The sequence below is a fragment of the Verrucomicrobiia bacterium genome (assembly GCA_026414565.1).
Taxonomy (GTDB): Bacteria; Verrucomicrobiota; Verrucomicrobiia; order Limisphaerales; family Fontisphaeraceae; genus Fontisphaera.
In genome coordinates this window covers 165,325-185,122 of the sequence record JAOAIT010000018.1, presented here as the reverse complement: position 1 = coordinate 185,122, position 19,798 = coordinate 165,325, and the positions used below count along the sequence as shown (strand labels likewise).

18 protein-coding genes are annotated in these 19,798 nt (G+C 58.3%); 2 read left to right on the top strand and 16 right to left on the bottom strand.

Features of this window, described 5'->3' with window-relative positions:
- Positions 1 to 8 precede the first annotated feature (8 nt).
- The 14 genes from N3J91_05000 to N3J91_04935 all read right to left on the bottom strand — a co-directional run bounded on the left by N3J91_05000 (position 9) and on the right by N3J91_04935 (position 12,671).
- Positions 9 to 1,424 (bottom strand): NADH-quinone oxidoreductase subunit N, encoded by a 1,416-nt coding sequence (locus N3J91_05000; GenBank protein ID MCX8155798.1) that lies wholly within the window; start codon positions 1,422 to 1,424, stop codon positions 9 to 11.
- A gap of 15 nt (positions 1,425 to 1,439) precedes the next feature.
- Entirely contained in the window at positions 1,440 to 2,939 is a 1,500-nt protein-coding gene (locus N3J91_04995) for an NADH-quinone oxidoreductase subunit M (GenBank protein MCX8155797.1), read from the bottom strand.
- Positions 2,940 to 4,727, bottom strand: a complete 1,788-nt coding sequence (locus tag N3J91_04990) for a Na(+)/H(+) antiporter subunit D (protein ID MCX8155796.1) — start codon at positions 4,725 to 4,727, stop codon at positions 2,940 to 2,942.
- Complete coding sequence (locus tag N3J91_04985) at positions 4,720 to 4,980, bottom strand: hypothetical protein (protein MCX8155795.1); 261 nt, start codon at positions 4,978 to 4,980, stop codon at positions 4,720 to 4,722. Before N3J91_04985 ends, N3J91_04990 begins: the two co-directional genes overlap by 8 nt.
- Entirely contained in the window at positions 4,977 to 6,452 is a 1,476-nt protein-coding gene (locus tag N3J91_04980; GenBank protein MCX8155794.1) for a monovalent cation/H+ antiporter subunit D family protein, read from the bottom strand. The genes N3J91_04985 and N3J91_04980 overlap by 4 nt, the downstream gene beginning before the upstream one ends.
- Positions 6,453 to 6,458: 6 nt before the next feature.
- The gene (nuoK, locus tag N3J91_04975; GenBank protein MCX8155793.1) at positions 6,459 to 6,776 is read right to left on the bottom strand and encodes an NADH-quinone oxidoreductase subunit NuoK; all 318 of its coding nucleotides are present in this window, start codon (positions 6,774 to 6,776) and stop codon (positions 6,459 to 6,461) included.
- A gap of 1 nt (position 6,777) precedes the next feature.
- Positions 6,778 to 7,314, bottom strand: a complete 537-nt coding sequence (locus tag N3J91_04970) for an NADH-quinone oxidoreductase subunit J (protein MCX8155792.1) — start codon at positions 7,312 to 7,314, stop codon at positions 6,778 to 6,780.
- A gap of 14 nt (positions 7,315 to 7,328) precedes the next feature.
- The gene (locus N3J91_04965) at positions 7,329 to 7,874 is read right to left on the bottom strand and encodes an NADH-quinone oxidoreductase subunit I (GenBank protein MCX8155791.1); all 546 of its coding nucleotides are present in this window, start codon (positions 7,872 to 7,874) and stop codon (positions 7,329 to 7,331) included.
- Between the two features lie 7 nt (positions 7,875 to 7,881).
- Positions 7,882 to 8,871 (bottom strand): NADH-quinone oxidoreductase subunit NuoH, encoded by a 990-nt coding sequence (nuoH, locus tag N3J91_04960; GenBank protein MCX8155790.1) that lies wholly within the window; start codon positions 8,869 to 8,871, stop codon positions 7,882 to 7,884.
- A 2-nt stretch (positions 8,872 to 8,873) separates the two neighbouring features.
- The gene (locus N3J91_04955; protein MCX8155789.1) at positions 8,874 to 10,007 is read right to left on the bottom strand and encodes an NADH-quinone oxidoreductase subunit D; all 1,134 of its coding nucleotides are present in this window, start codon (positions 10,005 to 10,007) and stop codon (positions 8,874 to 8,876) included.
- The gene (locus N3J91_04950) at positions 10,004 to 10,483 is read right to left on the bottom strand and encodes an NADH-quinone oxidoreductase subunit C (protein MCX8155788.1); all 480 of its coding nucleotides are present in this window, start codon (positions 10,481 to 10,483) and stop codon (positions 10,004 to 10,006) included. Before N3J91_04950 ends, N3J91_04955 begins: the two co-directional genes overlap by 4 nt.
- 11 nt (positions 10,484 to 10,494) lie before the next feature.
- On the bottom strand, positions 10,495 to 11,013 hold the full coding sequence (gene nuoB, locus N3J91_04945) for an NADH-quinone oxidoreductase subunit NuoB (GenBank protein ID MCX8155787.1): 519 nt from the start codon (positions 11,011 to 11,013) through the stop codon (positions 10,495 to 10,497).
- A complete protein-coding gene (locus N3J91_04940; GenBank protein MCX8155786.1) occupies positions 10,980 to 11,384 on the bottom strand; it encodes an NADH-quinone oxidoreductase subunit A in 405 nt (134 codons plus the stop codon). The genes nuoB and N3J91_04940 overlap by 34 nt, the downstream gene beginning before the upstream one ends.
- A 279-nt stretch (positions 11,385 to 11,663) precedes the next feature.
- A complete protein-coding gene (locus N3J91_04935) occupies positions 11,664 to 12,671 on the bottom strand; it encodes an aspartate-semialdehyde dehydrogenase (protein MCX8155785.1) in 1,008 nt (335 codons plus the stop codon).
- A 198-nt stretch (positions 12,672 to 12,869) separates the two neighbouring features.
- Between N3J91_04935 and N3J91_04930 the strand changes: the two genes are divergently transcribed.
- Together N3J91_04930 and metH are read left to right on the top strand one after the other, a co-directional pair.
- Positions 12,870 to 13,268 (top strand): hypothetical protein, encoded by a 399-nt coding sequence (locus N3J91_04930; protein ID MCX8155784.1) that lies wholly within the window; start codon positions 12,870 to 12,872, stop codon positions 13,266 to 13,268.
- A gap of 144 nt (positions 13,269 to 13,412) precedes the next feature.
- Complete coding sequence (metH, locus tag N3J91_04925) at positions 13,413 to 17,198, top strand: methionine synthase (protein MCX8155783.1); 3,786 nt, start codon at positions 13,413 to 13,415, stop codon at positions 17,196 to 17,198.
- On the opposite strand, the gene N3J91_04920 is transcribed toward metH, so the two are convergent.
- On the bottom strand, positions 17,195 to 18,004 hold the full coding sequence (locus N3J91_04920) for an SDR family oxidoreductase (GenBank protein MCX8155782.1): 810 nt from the start codon (positions 18,002 to 18,004) through the stop codon (positions 17,195 to 17,197). The two genes, metH and N3J91_04920, sit on opposite strands and share 4 nt — an antisense overlap.
- Before the next feature lie 2 nt (positions 18,005 to 18,006).
- The gene (locus tag N3J91_04915) at positions 18,007 to 19,791 is read right to left on the bottom strand and encodes a hypothetical protein (GenBank protein ID MCX8155781.1); all 1,785 of its coding nucleotides are present in this window, start codon (positions 19,789 to 19,791) and stop codon (positions 18,007 to 18,009) included.
- Positions 19,792 to 19,798: the final 7 nt, after the last annotated feature.

Below are 19,798 nucleotides of genomic sequence, written 5' to 3'. Positions count from 1 at the left end.
ACGGTGGCCTAGACCACCATGCTCAACAGCGCGAGAATTCGGCCGGGGAACACTCCAAGGGCGAGAATGCCCAGGGTGAGCAACCAACAAAGCCAGGTGGCCGAAGCATCTAATTCCAACGGGGCGGAGTTATCGGCCTCCCGGAAGAACGCCTCGCGGATTAGCAGCAAGTAGTAGTAGATGGCGATGGCGCTGTTGATGACCGTGAGCACCACCAGCCACAACCACCCTTGAGCCAGTGCCGCCTTGAGAAGGGCCAGCTTCCCAATAAACCCCGCCAGCGGCGGCACTCCTGCCAGGCCGAACACGCCCACTAAAAGGGTCCAGGCCAACAGGGGCGAGCGCCGATGCAGTCCGGCCAACTCTCCCAGGGCCACGTTGCGCCCTTCCCGGGAAACGCCGCATATTACCACGAAGCAGGCCAGGATCATGAAGAGATAGGCAAAGAGATAGTATAAGGCGGCGGCGCGGCCATCCCGATCCAATGCCACCAAGCCCACCACCGTGTAGCCGGCGTGAGCAATGCCGCTGAAGCCCAGCAACCGTTTGAGGTCTGTCTGCACCAAAGCGGCCAGGTTGCCATAAAACATGGAGGCCGCGGCCAGCACCGCCAGCAGCAGGGCAAAACGGGGGTTATCCGGGGTGGCCAGGGCCGTCAGACGCGCTAAAACGGCCACCGCGCCGAGTTTGGGCAATGACGCGATGATGGCCGCGGATTCGTTGGAGGAGCCCTGATAGACGTCCGGCGTCCAGAAATGGAAAGGAAACACGGCCAGCTTGTAAAAAAGTCCGCAACAGGTCAGCGTTAGACCGGCCAGGGCCAGCGGGGATTCCGCAAAAGGACGCAGCTTTTGCATTAAAGCCGGCAAGGCGGTGGCCCCTGTGATGCCATAAAGATAACTCAGCCCAAACAACATGATGCCATTGGCGGCGATGCCAAACATAATGTATTTGGCGGCGGACTCCATCTGGGCGCGCTGGCCCTCACGTTCGCGTCGCAGCGGCACCAGAAGATACAGAGGAAACGACGCCATCTGCAAAGCCACCACCAGTGTAAGCACATCCACACAGCTTACCAGTGTGACCAGGCCAAATCCGCTCAGGACGGTGAATAAATAAAATTCTGGGCGAAAGTCAGCCGGAATGTCCTGCAAACCGCCTGCCGCCAATAGGGATAGAAAAAGTCCCAACGCCAGAAACAGCTTGAGAATTTGCGAGAAACCGTCCACCCGATAGGCGCCATCGAAAAGCAAGTTTTCCGCCGGCAGTGCCACGACGGAACCCAGGATGGTGGCCAGAGCCACCCCTAGTGCAACACGCCGGGCAAGCTTGCCCTGCCGTTCACCCAAGGTCACCAAAAACAAGGCCAGCGCTCCGGCCAGCAGCACCAGCTCAGGCAGGTAAGATGTGATGAAGGACAGCATTAGAACCGTTTGTCTCTACAATCCGGGCACAGGCATCCCGGCTTTAACTTGCTGAAGCAGGAGCACCAAGCTGGGCCGCATGGCTTCCACAAAAGGCCCGGGTTTTAACCCCAGCCAAAACACTAAAATAAACAGCGGCAATAAAGCCAGAACTTCACGCCAATCCAAATCCCTGAGGCCCGTGTGATCAGGGTTTTGCGTGCCCCCCCACGCCAAGCGCTGCAGCAGCCGCAAAAGGTAAGCCGCGGCAATGACGACTCCCGGCACAGCCGCCACCGCCACCACCGGCACAGACGCAAAAGCCGAGCTTAAAACCAGAAACTCGCCGACAAAGCTATTGGTCCCTGGAAAGGCCATGCTGGACAGGGCAAACACGCCAAAGGCAGTGATAAAAATGGGCATGTATTTCCCCAATCCAGCCGCCGCGTTCATTTCCCGGGTATGCAGGCGCTCGTACAACAATCCCACCCCAATAAACAAAGCCCCCGTGGTGATCCCGTGATTGATCATTTGCAACATTGCTCCTTCCAATCCCCCGCTGGTAAAGGTGAAAATTCCTAACGTGACGAAACCCATGTGCCCCACGCTGGAGTAGGCCACCAATTTCTTCATGTCGGTTTGCGCCAGAGCGGTCAGGCCGCCATAGATGATCGCCACCACGGAGAGCCATTGAATGGCTGGGGCAAAAACCTGGGCGGCGTGCGGAGTGATGGGCAGGCTGAAACGAACGAAACCATAGGTGCCCATCTTGAGCAGGATGCTGGCCAGCAGCACACTGCCGGCCGTGGGGGCCTCGACATGGGCAGCCGGCAACCACGTGTGGAAGGGAAACATGGGCACTTTGATGGCGAAAGATATGAAAAACGCCAAAAACACCCAGAATTGAAAGGGGGCATCGAAGCCGCGATTCATGAGATCCGGGATGTGAAATGATCCTGTCTTGAGATACAACGCAATGATGGCCACCAATAAGAATACCGACCCCGCCATCGTATAAACAAAAAACTTCAAGGCAGCATAAATTTTACGCGGGCCACCCCATACCCCGACAATCAGGGCCATGGGGATCAACATGGCCTCCCAAAAGACAAAAAAGAGCACAAAATCCAGCGCGCAAAAAACCCCCAGCATCGCAGTCTCCATCAGCAGAAGGGAGGCGAGGAACTCTTTGACGCGGGTCTGAATGTAGGCCCATGAGGCCAGCACGCACAGCGGCATAACCAGGGTGGTTAACAGAACCAACCACAGACTGAGGCCATCTACGCCAACGGTGTAGTAAATGCGCCAGGGTGAAATCCAGGGGTGCCGCTCGACCAACTGAAATGCCGCGGTTTGCGTGTTGAATTGGAAATACAAAGCCCACGAAACCACGCACGCCGCGCTGGTGAACAGCAGCGTCCACCAGCGTTGCGCCCGTTCTCCCGGCAAGAGCAGCAACACCGTCAAGGCTGCCAGCGGACTGAAAATCAGCACGCTCAACCAGGGAAATCCATTGTTGTAAATCAATTCAGGCATTTACCAGAACCAGAGGAATAAAAGCAGCAGCACCGCTGCAGCCGCGAAAGCCAGCGCGAGGCTTTCCTGTAAGTGCCCGCGTTGAATCATTCGCATCCGCGCTCCTACAGCCGCAACGGCTGCCGCCAGGCCATCCACGGCGCCATCAATGACGCGCTGATCAAATTGCCCCGTGAGCCGCGCCGTGCGCATCAAACCGGCCAGACCGAGGTTTTGATAAAGTGTCCCCACCCAGGCGTCGGCCCGTTGCACGGGCCCCTCGGCCAGCCGTAAGAAGGCGCGCCCAGCCATGCGATAGAACCAGTCCAGGTCCAAACTGACGGTGGGGGTGGGTTCGAGTTTCTTGAGCAAAAGAAAGAATCCCACCGCTGTGAACAAGAGCACCAGCAGCGTCTCCGAAACGTGATAAGCCGTGTAAGGATGATAGCTGGCCACCGCCGCTTGATGAGGCAGCATATTGTAGAGATAGGGAGTGTAAACACCGATGAAAATGCAGAGGAATGCGGCAATGGCCATAGCTGCGTTCATGTTCCATGGCGGATCCGTAGCGCGCTGCCACGTCTCCGCACGGCAGCGGTTTTGTCCAAACCAGATAAAGTATGGCACCTTCAGCCCGGTATGCAGAAACGTACCCACCGAGGCCAGCATTAACAAATAAGCCGCCCAGAGGCGGTGCTCTTGAAATCCCGCGGCCACAATCATGGATTTGCTCACGAAGCCGCTAAACAAGGGAAACGCTGAAATGGACAAGCCACCTATTAAAGTAAACAAGAAAGTCCAGGGCATCTTCTTGTACAATCCCCCAAGGCCCGTAAAGCGGCTCTCCCCGGTCATGTGCAAGACTGCGCCACATCCCATAAACAGCAAGCCCTTGTAGAGAATGTGGGCAAAGGCATGAGCGCACGCGCCATTGATGGCCATGGCCGTGCCCATGCCCACCCCTGCCACCATGTACCCCACCTGACTGATGATGTGATAGGCCAGCAGGCGGCGGCAGTCATTTTCCAAAACTGCATAAACCACGCCGTACAAAGCCATGATGACCCCCAACGGCACGAGTATCTCCCACCCCGCAAACCCGCGGCACAAGGCATACACCGCAGTCTTGGTGGTCAAAGCGGACAGAAAGACCGAACCATTGAATGTGCCTTCAGCGTAGGCATCCGGCAGCCAGGCATGCAAGGGCGGCACGGCCGCATTCAAAAGAAATCCTGCCAAAATTAGCCAGCCCGCTGCATTCCCCTGACTGGCAGGAAACGACTCAAATGCCAGGCTGCCTGTGGCGCCATGATGCAAAACAATGCCAGCCAGCAAGGACAAACCGCCGGCCACGTGTACCAATAGATATCGGAAACCAGACGCCAAGGCACGAGGCTCACGCCGGTACCAAATCAAAAAAACCGACGCAAAGGCCATCAGCTCCCAAAACACAAACAAAGTCAGAAAATCCCCCGCATAAATGACCCCCAGGGAGCCGGCGGCATAAAACCATGCTGCGCTGTGCTGGCCAGCCTCCTGGACGTGCAGGCCATAGAGCGTGGCTATGACACACACCAACCCCATGATGTAACCGAAGATCTGACTCAGCGCATCCACACGCCCAAACACCAGTGTCCACTGCAAAAATCCCAGCTCCCCCTGCACGCCCGGTGTAAGTTGGGCCACCCGCCAGAACGTCAGCAGCGGCACCGCCAGCAGCCAGAGCTTGCGTGCCCGCGCCGGAATCCAGGGCAGAGCCAGCGCGCCTAAAACCAGAATGAGGGCGGGATGCAGCCAGAAATTACTCATCGTAGTAATCCTCCTCCCGCATGATGCCCAGCTTGCCAAAGGCCTTGGATGCCACGATTAGAAAGACGCATCCAACAAACCCGAAAACCGCCCAGAACCCCGGCCACTTTTCCACCTCCGTGTGGGCGTGGCTCTTGTCCACGATGGCCGGCAGGGCGTCCAAAACCACCAACGTCGCCAGCACGCCCAAACAGACCTTGATCACCAGGCGCAAGCGCGCCCTTAACCATTCAATGAGTTGGACCAGTTTCATGGCAGCACCGCCTGCGTCAGGCGCATGAAGAAATCAGGGTAACACCCAAGGACCACCGACACTCCGGCGGTAATCGCCAACGGCACCACCATCGCCGGGTGGGCCTCGCGGACATGGGGTTGAGTCTCGCCTTCCGGGAAGGCACGAAAGAAGGCTTGATAGACAACCGGCACGAAATAGGCTGCGTTCAAAAGTGTGCTCGCCAATAACACGACGATGATGAGGACGGACTTCGCATCCCATGCACCCAGAAGCAGATTCCACTTGGTGACAAAACCCGCCACGGGGGGCGCTCCGATCATGCTGAGTGAAGCAATTGCAAATGCCCCAAAGGTTACAGGCATCGCACGGCCCAGCCCGGCCATCTCAGAGATGTTTTTTTTGTGAGTGGCGACATAGATCGCGCCCGCGCAGAAGAAGAGTGTAATTTTGGAGAACGCATGGTTGGCAATATGGACCAGCCCCCCTTCGATGGCGGCAGGGGTCAACAAGGCCACCCCTAAAATAATATACGACAACTGGCTCACGGTCGAGTAGGCCAGCCGCAATTTCAAGTTGTCCTGACTGAGGGCGATGACTGAGGCCGCAACAATCGTAATGGCCACAAAATACGCCGTGGGCAGTCCCAGACCAAAAGCCTCCATCCGCTCCGTGCCAAATACGTGCAACATGACGCGTACCGTGGCAAACACGCCTGCCTTGACCACCGCCACAGCGTGCAGCAAGGCGCTCACCGGCGTCGGAGCCACCATGGCCCCGGGCAGCCAATGATGAAGAGGCATGATGCCGTTTTTGGCGAATCCCAGCAGGCAGGCGACATATAAGAATGTAAAGACCAGCCGCGAGGTGTCTGCTGGCAAGATACCGGGCCGGATGTTGTCGGCAAAGTCCAATGTGCCGGTTAGTGCATAGATTGCAGCCATGGCGGGCAGCACCAGACCTTTGGCCGTCAGAGTCAGATAGGTCAGATACTTTTTACCGCCTGTATATCCTTCCTCATCCTGATGATGGGCCACCAGGGGATAGGTGGTGATGCTGATGATTTCGTAAAAGAGATACAGGGTGAGCAAATTATCCGCGAAGGCGCAGCCGATGGCCCCAAACAAAGCCAGCGCAAAACACACATTGAAGCGTGTCTGGGCATGCTCACGCAGACCCCGCATGTAACCCGCGGAATAAAAAACGGTGACCACCCACAAGGCGGAGGCTGTGACGGCAAAAAGCATGGACAAGGCATCCGCGCGCAGGCTGATGCTCAGCCCCGGCAGCAAGGAAAAAAGAGTATAGACCAGTTTGCGGTCCGCCTTGATTTCCGGCAGCAGCGACAAAGTGATGGCCAGCAACGCCACGGCCGCCACCAGCGAGCCGGCTTCACGCCGGTTGGGATGCTGGCGGTTCAACAGCACCAGCCCCGCTCCCAACAGGGGGGCCAGCAGGGCTAATAACAGCCGGACATCGTGGGCGCTTTCCATGACCGGTTATCCCTTCAAATCGGTGAGGTCGCGCGTCTGAATGGAGCGGTAATTGCGATACACCGCAATAATGATGCTCAGGGCAATGGACACCTCGGCAGCCGCCAACCCCATGATGAACAACACAAAAATCTGGCCTTGCGCCGGTTCCGGCGCATGAAAGTGATTGAGCGCCACAAAATTGAGCGCCGCAGCGGAAAAGATCAGCTCTCCGGAGATGAGCATCCCCACCAGCGTACGCCGGCGCAACAGGCCAAAGATACCGGCGGCCAGCAGAAAAGCCGCCAATACCAGATAAACTTCGGGTTTTTGATAAGCGGGCATATCAGTGTTCTCTTGTGCGCCCTTCGCGCGCCACCACCAGCGCCCCCAGAATGGCGGCCAGCAGCACCAGCGAAATCAGCTCAAACGCCAGACAGTATTTCGTCAGAAGAGCCAGCCCCACCGCTTTGAGGGAATCGTCAGCCCGCGTCTCGCCCAGGGCAGGCCAGGGTCCGGCCAGACTGAGGTGACTGAGCAGCAGAAACACCCCAAACGCCGGCACCAGCATCAGCATGGCCCATACCCAGGTGGCCCGCGTGCGGGGCGCCGGCGGGGGCTCATCCGGCTCAGCCAGCATGATGGCAAAGACAATGGTGACACAGACGGCGCCGATGTAGATGAGCACTTCCATCAGCGCCAGAAACGGGCTGTGCAGATAATAATAAAGACCGGCCAGTCCCAGACAACAAATGGCCAGTCCACAAACACTGCGAATCACCCGGGTGGTCAGCACTGCAATCAGCGCCCCTCCCGCAGCCAGCACGACGAAAAACCAGAACAGGGCCGCGATGCTCAGCTCGGCGGCACCTTCACCCAACATGCCCAGCACAGCCATTACCTCCCCTGCCCTTCTACTGTGACCACGACCACATCCGGCGTCTTCGCTGGCGCTCGCGCCTCCGCCCCAGGCTCATGCTGGGGCGGCGGTGCGGGCGGCTGGTTTTGGGCTTCTTCCTCCAGACGCTTGAAAAGGTCCATGATAAACTCCTCCCGGGAGAAGCCGGCCAAGTTGTAATCTTTGGAAAAACGAATGGCGCCGCTTTTGCAGGCCTCGATGCAGGAGCCACACAAACTGCACTTGGTAAAATCCAGTTTGAACACGGTCACCGATTTGCGTTTGGCGCCCGGCTTTTTCTCCCCCTCCACCACGATGCAGTCGCTGGGGCAGACTTTCTCGCAGGCCTTGCAGGCAAAGCAAATCGGTTCGCCTGTTTTGGGATCGCGCACCAGCTCGATGTGCCCGCGAAAACGTGGAGGGATCTGGGGCGCCTCGTAGGGGTATTGCTCGGTGACCGGGGGCTTGAAGAACTCGCGCAAGGTCACCCGCAGCCCCGCCCAGAGGCTTAGGCATCCCTTCCAGAAATCATGGGCGCTTTTCATGGCATCATTAAAACAGTTTCAAAGTGATGGCGGTCAGCACCAGCGTCCCCAGCGAAATGGGGATCAGCACTTTCCACGACAGGTTCAATAACGTGTAGAATTGGGTGCGGGGAAACGTCCAGCGCACCCACATGACGGCAAAAATCAGCACATACATTTTGAGCAAAAACCAAAAGGCTCCAGGCAAAATCCCGATGGGACTTTGCCAGCCCCCCAGAAAGAGCAAGGTGGCCAGGGCGCAACCCACCAGCACGTTGGCGTACTCTCCGATGAAGAAAACCCCGAAGCCCATACCGGAGTATTCGGTTATGGCGCCCGCCACCAGCTCGCTTTCCGCCTCCGCCATGTCAAAAGGGGCCCGGTTGGTTTCCGCCAGCATGCAAATGTAGAACACCAGAAACGTCACCGGGGCGAGAGGATTGTGATCCAGGCGGAAAATGTTCCACTTCCAAAATGGACCGGCCTGTTGCTGCACAATTTCCACCAGGTTCGTGGTGCCGGTGCTCATGAGCAGGGTAATGACCACCAAAAGCATGGGGATTTCGTAGGCCACATTTTGCGATACCACCCGCGCGGCGGAGATGATGGCGTATTTGTTGCGTGATGCCCACCCGGCCAACATCACTGCCAGCACGTGGATGGAGCCGAAGGAAAAGACCACCAGCAATCCCAAATGAATGTTGCGCGCCAGCAGCGAGTCGCTGAAGGGAATGACCGCCAGGCTGACCATGGCCGGAATAATGACCAGCAGGGGGGCGGTGCGGAACAACACCCCATCCACGGTGGGCGGTACCAGGAGTTGTTTGGTAAGCAGCTTGATACTGTCGGCTATGGGCTGCAACAAGCCGGCAAACCCCGCCTCCGTTGGCCCCAGCCGGCGTTGAAAGCGGCCGGAACCTTTGCGCTCGGCCCAAACCAGATACGCAGCATTCAGCCCCACAAAGGCCATAAGGCCGAACAGGTAAGCCATGAGGCGTATGGGTTCTGGGAGACTCATTTTTAGCGATCAATATCCGGAATTACCAGATCCAGGCTGCCCAATAAGGCCAGCGCATCCGCCAGCATCATGCCGCGGCTGGCTTCCTCAAAGAGCGTGATGTTGCAAAAGGACGGGGTGCGCCAGCGCACCCGATAGGGCATTTCCTTGCCGTCGCTGACAATCCGCACCAGCAGACGTCCGCGGGCCGCCTCGACCGCAAAACAATAGTCGCCCGGCGGCGGTTTGAGTGCGCGGGGCACTCCCGGCGTTTGAAATGGCCCGGCAGGAATCATGGCTACAGCCTGTTCTATGATGCGCAGACTTTGCGCCATTTCCTCCATCCGCACCCGATAACGGGCCATGCAGTCCCCCTCTGGATAATTGGGAATATCAAACTCCAATTCCGGGTACACCGAGTAAGGCTCCATGCGCCGCACATCATAAGCTATGCCGGAGCCGCGCATGACCGGCCCGGTGGCACCATACTTTTGGCACATCTTTTTGCTGATGGGGCCAATGCCCTCCAGGCGCTTGCGCAGGATGAGGTTTTCGGTCACCAGGGTTTCATACATTTTCAGACGCTCGCGCATGTATGGCACAAAATCCCGGGCCGCGCTTAAAAAGGCGTCATCCACATCATTGTACACCCCGCCAAAACGATAATAACAGTAGGTCAACCGCGAGCCGGTGATGGCCTCCAGCATGTCCAGAATTTTTTCCCGGTCATCAAAAGCATACAGCAGCGGCGTAAAGCCGCCCAGGTCCAGCAAAAAGGCGCCAAACCACACCAGGTGACTGGAAATGCGGTTCAATTCGGAAGTGATGACGCGAATAAACTCTGCCCGTCGTGGCACTTCAATGCCCGCCGCCCGCTCCACCGCCGCTACATAGGCATGGGTGTAGGTCATGGCGGAGAGATAATCAATGCGGCTGGTGTTGGGGAGGTATTGGGCCCAGGTACGATTTTCCCCCATCTTTTCGTGCATCCGATGGATGTACCCGGCAACAGGTTCAGCCCGCAAAATGTACTCGCCATCCATCGTCAACTTGATGCGCAACACGCCGTGGGTGGCCGGATGCTGCGGCCCCAGGTTGAGAATGAAGGTTTCGTTCCCCGCCCGGCGGGCGGCCTCAATGGCCTCAGCAGGCGTCATGCAGCCGCAAAGTCTTTCCGCAAGGGGTGGTAGTCCGCGTCATCGGGCAACAACAAGGGCGTCAGGTTGGGATGCCCGGTAAAGTGAATGCCAAAAAATTCCCAGGCTTCGCGCTCATGCCAGTTCGCGCCGGGAAAGATTGCGGAAATGGAGGGCACCTCCGGCAAACCCCGGGAAACTCGCGTCCGTACCGCCGCCCGCCAGCCCAGTGCCGGATGGAAGTAATCATAAATCACCTCCATCTGATTGTCCTGCGGCCAGTCCACTCCGGTTACCGCATCCAGGGCAAAGCCCTCCTGATCCATGAGCACCGCAGCCAGCACCACCTGCGCAGGCTCCACTTGCGCCTCGAAATGAACGCCGCGGCGATGATAATCCACCGCCTCAAAAGGAAGGGCGAGATGGGCCAAAGGATGCACCCCTGGTCGCAGGGGGGACGCCACCTCCTTTGGTGTATTAGTATTATTTATGCTCATAATTAAATTGTTTAGGCCACCGGCTCCGAGGCCGGCGGCGGCTTAACCTCCGGCCATCGCCGTTTGCCGGTCAGTTTCTTTTCCAACGCTAAAATCCCCTCGATCAGCGCTTCCGGTCGCGGCGGACAGCCGGGAATGTACACGTCCACAGGAAACAGTTTGTCCACCCCCTCCACCACGGAATATTGGCCGGGGTACACGAACGGCCCGCCGGAAATGGCACAATTGCCCATGGCAATCACCCACTTCGGCTCTGGCATCTGGTCGTACAACGTCTTTACCGCCGGCGCCATTTTTTTGGTAATGGTCCCGGCCACGATCATGACATCGGCCTGCCGCGGGGAGGGGCGAAACACCTCGGCTCCAAAGCGCGCCAGATCAAAGCGCGAGGCCCCCGCGGCCATCATCTCGATGGCGCAGCAGGCCAGTCCGAAAGTCAATGGCCACAACGAGTTGGCTCGTCCAAGGGCCAGCAGGTCCTCCAGCCGGGCAAACTTCACGATCTGGGAGCACTGGACTTCCGGGTCCATTCAAAAATTCCTTTCTTCCAGGCGTACACAATGACCAGGGACAGGATCCCCACAAAAAGCAGCACCTCCACCAGATCGCGCCAGGCAAATTCGCGGTCATACACCAGCGCGACCGGAATCAAAAAGAGCACATCCACAGCGAAGGCCACAAAAATCAAGGCATACAAATAATACACCGCACTGTAGCGAATCCAGGCATCGCCAATGGGATCCATGCCACACTCCACAAACTGGCCGGTTTTATTGGCCGATTGCCGCGTGTGCCGGGCCGACAGCAGCTTCCCCAGCACCACCGGGGCCAGGGCGAACAACAACCCCCCGAAGGCGAAAGCCGCCAGATACACCAGGTCGAGATAATAAGTTTTGCCCATACAACCCGTCAGAGCAAATATCCATCAGTTTACATTTTAATCAACTTATTTCTGATAACAGTAACACTTATTCATCTGTTTTAATACTTTCTAAATACTTATAACGCCCCCACCGGAAGGCCCCAGGCCGAGGAGCCTTGCCACAGAAACTTAAGCTGCCGCCGCCGCCCACGCCTTGAGCCAGGTCATGAAATGAGCCGATGGGGTGGAAAAATAAAAAAGGCTGAGGCAGGGATGCCTCAGCCGGCGGTTGCTCCGACCAACCCCGAGCCGCTATGTCTATAGCTTGAGCAGTTCCTCCGCGATCTGCACGGCGTTGAGTGCCGCCCCCTTCAACAACTGGTCTCCCGAAACCCAGAAACAGAGGCCGTTGTCCAAAGCGCAATCCTGGCGCAGGCGGCCCACCTCGCAGTTGTCCTTCTCGGCGGTGAACAACGGCATGGGGTATTTCTTGTTTTCCGGGTCATCCACCACGTCCAGACCGGGGGCCCGGCTCAGCACCTCCCGCGCGGCCGCCACAGTGACCGGCTTTTCAAACTCCGCGCTAACGGCCACGGAATGCGCCCGGTAAACCGGCACGCGCACGCAGGTGACGCTGGCCCGGAAAGTGGGATGATGCATGATTTTGCGGCCCTCGTTCTGCATCTTCATCTCCTCCTTGGTGTAGCCGTTGGGCAGAAACGAATCCACATGCGGCAGCACATTGAAGGCAATTTGATGCGGGTACACTTCTTTGGTGACGGGATCGCCCTTCACGATCTGATTCACCTGGCGCCGCAGTTCTTCGATGGCCTTGGCCCCGGTGCCGGACACGGCCTGATAGCTGGAGGCAAAAATGCGTGTGCAGCCAAATGCCGCGTGCAGCGGGTACAGGGCCATAAGCGTGATGGCGGTGGTGCAGTTGGGATTGGCAATGATGCCCTTGTGCAGTTTGACATCGGCGGCATTGATCTCCGGCACCACCAGCGGCACCTGGTCATCCATGCGAAAGCAGCTTGAATTGTCCACCACCACGCAGCCAGCCGCGGCAGCCAGGGGCGCATACTCCTTGGAAATGCTGCTGCCGGCGCTGAACAAGGCAATGTCCACCCCTTTGAAGGAGTCCTTTTTCAATTCCGTCACCGGCATATCTTCACCGCGATACTTCAGCGTTTTGCCCACCGAGCGGGCCGAGGCCAGCAAGGTCAGTCTGGCCACCGGGAATTGGCGGCGTTCCAAAGTCTTGACCATCTCGACGCCGACGGCTCCCGTCGCGCCGACTACGGCAACATGCAGAGAATTGCGCATAATCATCACAATAAACGAGCGGCGACTATAAAATAAACTGTCAATCTGTAAATAGCAGAAATCAGGAAAATCGGGGCGACCATCCGGAGGCAAAAAATGGTAACACTTCGCCCGCCGCCCGCGTCAATTGGAATGAATGGGGCACTGGCTGATGGTCAACCAGTGACTGACCATGAAAAGTGTGAGGAATAACGTGATATGATGAAGCATAAATCGTTGATTTGGTGTTGGGGTGCCAGTCTGGCCTTGGGGCTGTTGGCCGCTTCGCCAGTGCTGGCCGCAGACACGCCAGCGGAACCGGCTGCAAAACCCAAAGCCGCCCAGAAACTCAAGGAATTGGGGGTAGAGCTGGATCTGACCGCCGACCAAAAGGCCAAGGTCAAGACGCTCCTGCAGGAACAAAAGGAGAAATTGAAGCAGATCCGGCAGGATGCTTCGCTCAGCAAGCTCGACAAGGCGGCCAAACTGCGTGAAGCGCAGCAAGGTCTGGCTGACAAACTGAAGGAGATTTTGACGCCGGAGCAATACGCCAAGTGGGAAAAAGCCCGGAATGAGGCCCAGGCGGAAAAGAAGGCCGCCCGCCAGCAGGCCCGCTAACTTCCCAGGGTGCTAGCACCCTGCTCCGCCCCGTCGGGATTCGGCGGGGCGTTTTTTATTTTCCATGATCAGAGACCAACATATCATCATATCAGGATAAATTGATATTTACATTATGGGGACTTGTGCTAATATCAGCCGTATATGAGCCTTGCTTTTGCCGGCACCACCACGCGAGGACAGGAGCTGGCCCGCCTGCTCCAGCGGCGCATTGTCATCATTGACGGCGCCATGGGCACCATGATCCAGATGCGCAAGCTGGACGAGGCCGTCTATCGTGGCTCCCGTTTTGCCACGTGGCCGCGGCCCTTGAAGGGGTTGAATGACCTGCTGAATCTAACCGCCCCGGCTATCGTGGAATCCATCCATACCGCTTATCTGGAAGCCGGTGCCGATCTCATTGAGACCAACACCTTCAATGCCCAGGCCATCTCCCTGGCTGATTACGGCATGGAAGCCTACGCTTACGACATCAATTTGGCCGGCGCTCTTTGTGCCCGACGCGCCGCCGATGCCTTCATGCAGCGACACCCTGACCGTCCCTGCTGGGTGGCCGGCGCGCTCGGCCCCACCACGCGCACGGCATCGCTTGGCACCGATGTGCACAACGCCGCTTCCCGTGCCGTTTCCTACGATGAACTGGTGGCGGCCTATTACGAACAGGCTCGGGGCCTGCTTGATGGGGGGGTGGATGTTTTTCTGGTGGAGACCATCTTTGACACGCTCAATGCCAAAGCCGCCTTCTTCGCCCTGCAAAAATTGTTTGATGAGCGCGGCCTCCGTCTGCCGCTGATGGCGTCGGTCACTTTTATTCAGGCTGGCAGCAATCGCGGTGTCACCGGCCAGACGGTCGGCGCCTTCTGGACTTCCATTTCCCACGTGCCGCTTCTCAGCGTGGGCATGAATTGTGCCTTGGGGCCGCGGGAGATGCGGCCGTTGATTGAGGAGCTGGCGCAAATGGCCCCGGTTTTTCTCAGCGCCTATCCCAATGCCGGCCTGCCCAACCCCCTGCTCCCCACCGGCTTTCCGGAAACGCCGGAAACACTGGCTCCTCAACTGGCTGAGTGGGCGCGCAATGGATGGCTGAATCTGGTCGGCGGCTGTTGCGGCACCACCCCGGACCACATCCGGGCCATCGCCCGGGCGGTGCAAGACCTCCCACCCCGCCGGCCCCCGGCTCCCGACACTTATCTCCATCTCAGCGGGCTGGATGAACTGGTCGTCCGTCCGGAAAGCAATTTCATCAACATCGGTGAGCGCACCAATGTCACCGGCTCGCCCAAGTTCGCCAAACTCATTCGTGAAAACCAGTTTGAAGAAGCGGTCAACATCGCCCGCCAGCAGGTGGAAAATGGTGCGCAAATCATTGACGTCAACATGGACGAGGGTTTGCTGGACGCCGAGCGGGCCATGACCCATTTCCTGCAACTGGTGGCGGCCGAACCGGAGGTGGCGCGCGTGCCGGTCATGATTGATAGCTCGAAGTGGAGTGTCATTGAGGCCGGCCTGAAATGCCTCCAGGGCAAAGGGGTGGTCAATTCCATCAGCCTCAAGGAAGGCGAGGAGAAATTCCTGGAGCAGGCCCGCCTCATCCGCCGCTATGGCGCGGCCGTGGTGGTCATGGCCTTTGATGAACAGGGTCAGGCGGACACGTTTGAACGAAAAATCAGCGTTTGCGCCCGCGCCTACCGACTGCTCACGGAACAGGCACATTTCCCTCCGCAAGACATCATTTTCGACCCCAATGTGCTGACGGTTGGCACTGGCATGGAGGAACACGCCAATTATGGCGTGGCCTTCATCGAGGCGGTGCGTTGGATCAAACAAAACCTGCCCCTGGCCAAAACCAGCGGGGGCATCAGCAACGTCTCCTTCAGTTTTCGCGGCCAGAATGTGGTCCGCGAAGCCATGCACTCGGCTTTCCTCTATCACGCGGTTCGGGCCGGGCTGGACATGGGCATCGTGAATGCCGGCATGTTGGCGGTGTACGAAGACATACCGGCCGAACTGCGTGAACGCGTCGAGGATGTCCTGCTCAACCGCCGACCGGATGCCACGGAGCGGCTCATTGCCTACGCCGCCCAGCTTCGGCCCAAGGATAACAACCCGGCGGAAGCTGAAGCGGCCTGGCGGCAGACGCCCGTGGAAGAGCGCCTGAAACACGCTCTGATTCACGGGATCACCGATTACATCGAAAAAGATGTGGAGGAGGCCCGCCAGAAACTGGGCCGGCCGCTCGCTGTCATTGAGGGCCCGCTGATGGCTGGCATGAACGTGGTGGGCGATTTGTTTGGCAGTGGGCGCATGTTTCTGCCCCAGGTGGTTAAAAGCGCCCGGGTCATGAAAAAGGCGGTCGCCTACTTGCAACCGTTCATGGAGGCCGAGAAGGCCGCGGGTGAGGGCCGCCCCCAGGGCAAAGTGCTGCTGGCCACCGTCAAAGGGGATGTCCATGACATCGGCAAGAATATCGTCGGCGTAGTTCTCGCGTGCAATCACTACGAGGTAATAGACCTGGGTGTCATGACCCCGTGCGAGAAAATCCTCGAAACGGCGGCCAGGGAGAAAGTGGATGCAATTGGTTTAAGCGGCCTCATCACACCGTCTCTCGATGAAATGGTGCATGTGGCGCGAGAAATGGAACGCACCGGCATGCAACTGCCGCTCCTGATTGGAGGCGCCACCACCAGCAAAGCCCACACGGCGGTGAAGATTGCGCCGGTGTATCACGGGGCCGTAGTGCATGTCCTCGATGCTTCGCGCGCCGTGCCGGTGTTGGGCAGTCTGCTGAATCCGGAACAGCGGGAAATATTTCTCCATGCCCTGCGTGCCGACTACGAGCGCCTGCGGCAGGAGTATGGCGGTCATCGCGCCCATCTGTTACCCTTGGCCGAAGCCCGGCGCCGGGCGCCGGTGTTCGATTGGGAACAGGTGGACATCCCCGTTCCCGAGTTCCTCGGAGTGCGCACCCTTGGCCCAGCATCGGCTCTGCCACCTTGTGATCTAAGCGTCAGCGTGAGTGATTTGGTGCCATATATTGACTGGTCGCCCTTCTTTCACGCTTGGGAGCTGCGGGGCCGTTTCCCGGCCATTTTGGATGATCCGACCGTGGGACCGCGCGCGCGCGAGCTTTACGCCGATGCGCAGGCCATGTTGGAAAAAATCATTCAAGAAAAGTGGCTGCAGCCGAGGGGGGTCTATGGCTTTTTCCCGGCCAACCGTGCGGGGGACGATGTCATTGTGTTTTCACCAGAGGACCCGGCTCGCGAGGTGGCCCGCTTTTGTTTCCTGCGCCAGCAAATGGAAAAACCTGATGGACAGTTTAATCACTGTCTGGCGGATTACCTTGCCCCCCGGGAAACCGGCAGGCGGGATTACCTGGGCGCTTTTGCCGTAACCGCCGGCCATGAGACCCATGAACGAGTCCAGGCCTTCAAGGCCGCGCATGACGATTACAGTGCCATCTTGCTGGAAGCCCTGTCGGATCGTTTGGCTGAGGCCTTTGCCGAATACCTGCATCAAAAGGCGCGGCGGGATTGGGGATACGGCCGGCACGAACAGCTTTCCCAGGAAGACTTGATTCGGGAGCGTTACCGCGGCATTCGTCCAGCGGCAGGCTACCCGGCCTGCCCGGATCACAGTGAAAAGTGGACGCTGTGGCGGCTGCTGCAAGTGGAAGAGCGCACCGGCATTCGCCTGACAGAAAGCGGCGCCATGTGGCCGGCCAGCAGTGTCAGCGGACTTTACTTTGCCCACCCGCAAGCCAAATACTTTGGCGTGGGCAAATTAGATCGCGACCAGGTGCTTGATTACCACCTTCGTAAGGGCATGACCCTGCAAGAGGTGGAAAAATGGCTGGGACCTTATCTCAATTATCCTCCGGCTCCTGCGACCCCCTCCACGGCCGGCTGCGCCTGCGGACGGCCCCACTAAGTTCTACCGGGTGGACGCTGCCATCGCCGCCGCGCATACCATTTCCCCAAGAGTTGCACGCCGGGCATTTTCATGCCCAGCACCATGAGCCGGTTAAACCAGCCGGGGATAAAAACCCCGGACCCTCGCTCCAAGGCGCGCAGAGATTGTGCCACCACTTCCGCGGCGTGCATCCAACAGAACGACGGCACCACCTTGCGGTTGAAGTCGCGATATTCCTCCGTGTCATGAAACTCGGTATGGGTGAAGCCCGGGCACAAAGCCTGGACACGCACCCCTGAGCCCTCCAGCTCTGCTGCCAGGGCCTTGGTAAATCCCACCATCCACAACTTGGTGGAGCTATACATGGCACTGGTGGGAACCATCGCAAAGGCCGCAATGGAGGCCACGTTGATGATCACACCTTGCCGCCGCTGGACCATCGCGGGCAACACCGCCCGGATGAGCCGTGCTGGGGCCTTGACGTGCACCTCAATCATGGCCATCTGCTTGGGCGCTTTAGTTTCATGGTAGAGCCCCCCCGAACCAAACCCCGCGTTATTGATCAGCCACCCCACAGGTGGTTCGGATAATAGTCTTTTTTCCACGGTTTGCTGGCCGGCCTCCTCCGCCAGGTCAGCCGTCAGGCATTCGACGGCAACCCCATGCTTTTGACGCAGCTCCTGCGCCAGCGTCTCCATGCGCTCGCGCCGGCGTGCCACCAATACCAACGCATGGCCTCGGCGGGCCAGTTGCCGCGCATACTCCGCGCCAATCCCGCTGGAAGCGCCGGTGATCAACACCACGCCTTGTGGCAAGTTGCTCATAATTAAAGCTCAAAAGTGGCCAAACGCCGCCGGGCCAGCCGCAACGGCAACCAGCCCAAAAAAATGGAGAGGATGACAAACGCTCCCCAGCTCCATCCCTGCAGCCAGGGCACACTCAAAGACGCAGGCGCCCAAGGGGAGCCTGCCGCCAGCAGCACCACGGATACCAGAATGTACACAAAACTCAGCACCAGGCACAAGGTGCCCCCAAAACCGTTCACGATTTTTCCCGGGTGGTCCTCCTTGAAATTCGGAAACAAAGCGCCCAATCCCACCGCCAGACTGTTGAGTACAAAGGTCATGACCGTCACCACCGCATAAAAGTGCATGGTCCGCTCCCATGGCAGGTTCAACATGTGGCAGGATAGCGCCATCAACCCCAACGTTAAAAGCCACGAGCCAAGGCTCGCCATCCAATACTTGACCTGCAATACCTTGAGCAAACCCATGGGCGCCATCCCCACAATCCACATGCGCTTGCCCTCCAGCGAAAATTGCGGAAAGACAAAACGGGTGGTCAGGGTGGCCAGATTCAGCGCGCAGGCCCCAAGATTGAGATAGGAAACGAGGTGGACCCAGAACGGATTGCCGAGCTGATTGGTGAAGTGTCGCAAGTTCAACACATAGACCCCCAGCAGCCCGAAGAGCATGATGGTCTGGCCCCATTGTGTGGTGTCGCGCCAGAACATCCGCAAATCCTTGACCACCATGGCCCGCACATCGCATGGCAGAAAGCGCCATCCCCCAAAAAAACGCTCCAAAAAGCCGGTCTGCCAGTGAAGACGACGCCTGTGACGCGACCAATTCCTGAACCATTCCCACTGGCCAAATACACTGCCGCGGCTTTGCACGGCGCTGGCGGCATTATAAAAAGGCTGGCCCACCGAAGAAAAAGTCAGCAGCGACCAGAAGAGCACGTGACTGAGCAACACCAGCGAGAAAAACAGGGCGGACGAAAGCGCTCCATCGGCCCAGTTCAACACGCCGGTGGCAATCCAGTAGCTGGGCAGGAAAAACAGCTCGGCAAAACGGGTGCGCGACAACATCCGGTCCATGACCACCAAGACCCGGGTGTCCGTGGACTCCTGCGGCAACGTCTGCGGTTGCAAATAAAAATAGGCGGCCGTCAACAAAACCAGCGCCCCTCCCAATAACAGAATCTGAAAAGTGCGGCGCTCCAGGTACTGAGCCAGCCCAATGGCCAGCCAGGCGCCCGCTACCCCCGGCAGGATGATGAGCATCACCATAAGCAGGGCCGCCACCGGATAAAAATGCCACTCCACGCCGCGGGTGATGCCAAAAGCCGCCACCAACGGCGCCACAAGAAACACAAAGGCCCAGGACGCCAGAGTGACGGACTCCACAAATTTCCATTGAAAAATCTGTTGTGGCGTCAGCGGTAACGTCAGCAGAAAAGCCGTCTCCCGATTCTTGAACAAGTTGGTGTAACTGATGACCAGATTGCTGAACAACAGCAGAATGAAAAGTAATGCAAATAACAAGTACCACAAGCGCTCCACCAGGAGCGCCCCCAGGCCGGGGAAATGTCCGGCGAATTTTAATCCGCGATAAAAAAGCCAGTATGCCAGGCCCAAATAACCGCCCACAAAAGCGAATATCAGGCTGGTGAGCAATTTGGATTGTGTGCCAATGGATGCCAGTCGGCGCCATCCTTGGAGCAGATTCACCCGCATCAACCACCAGAAAGGGGATCCCTGCCCTCCAGAGGTGGCTGACGTGGCCCAGCCGGCGGTGGAATTCATGAAGGACGGGGATGCCTCAGGCATGATGGAG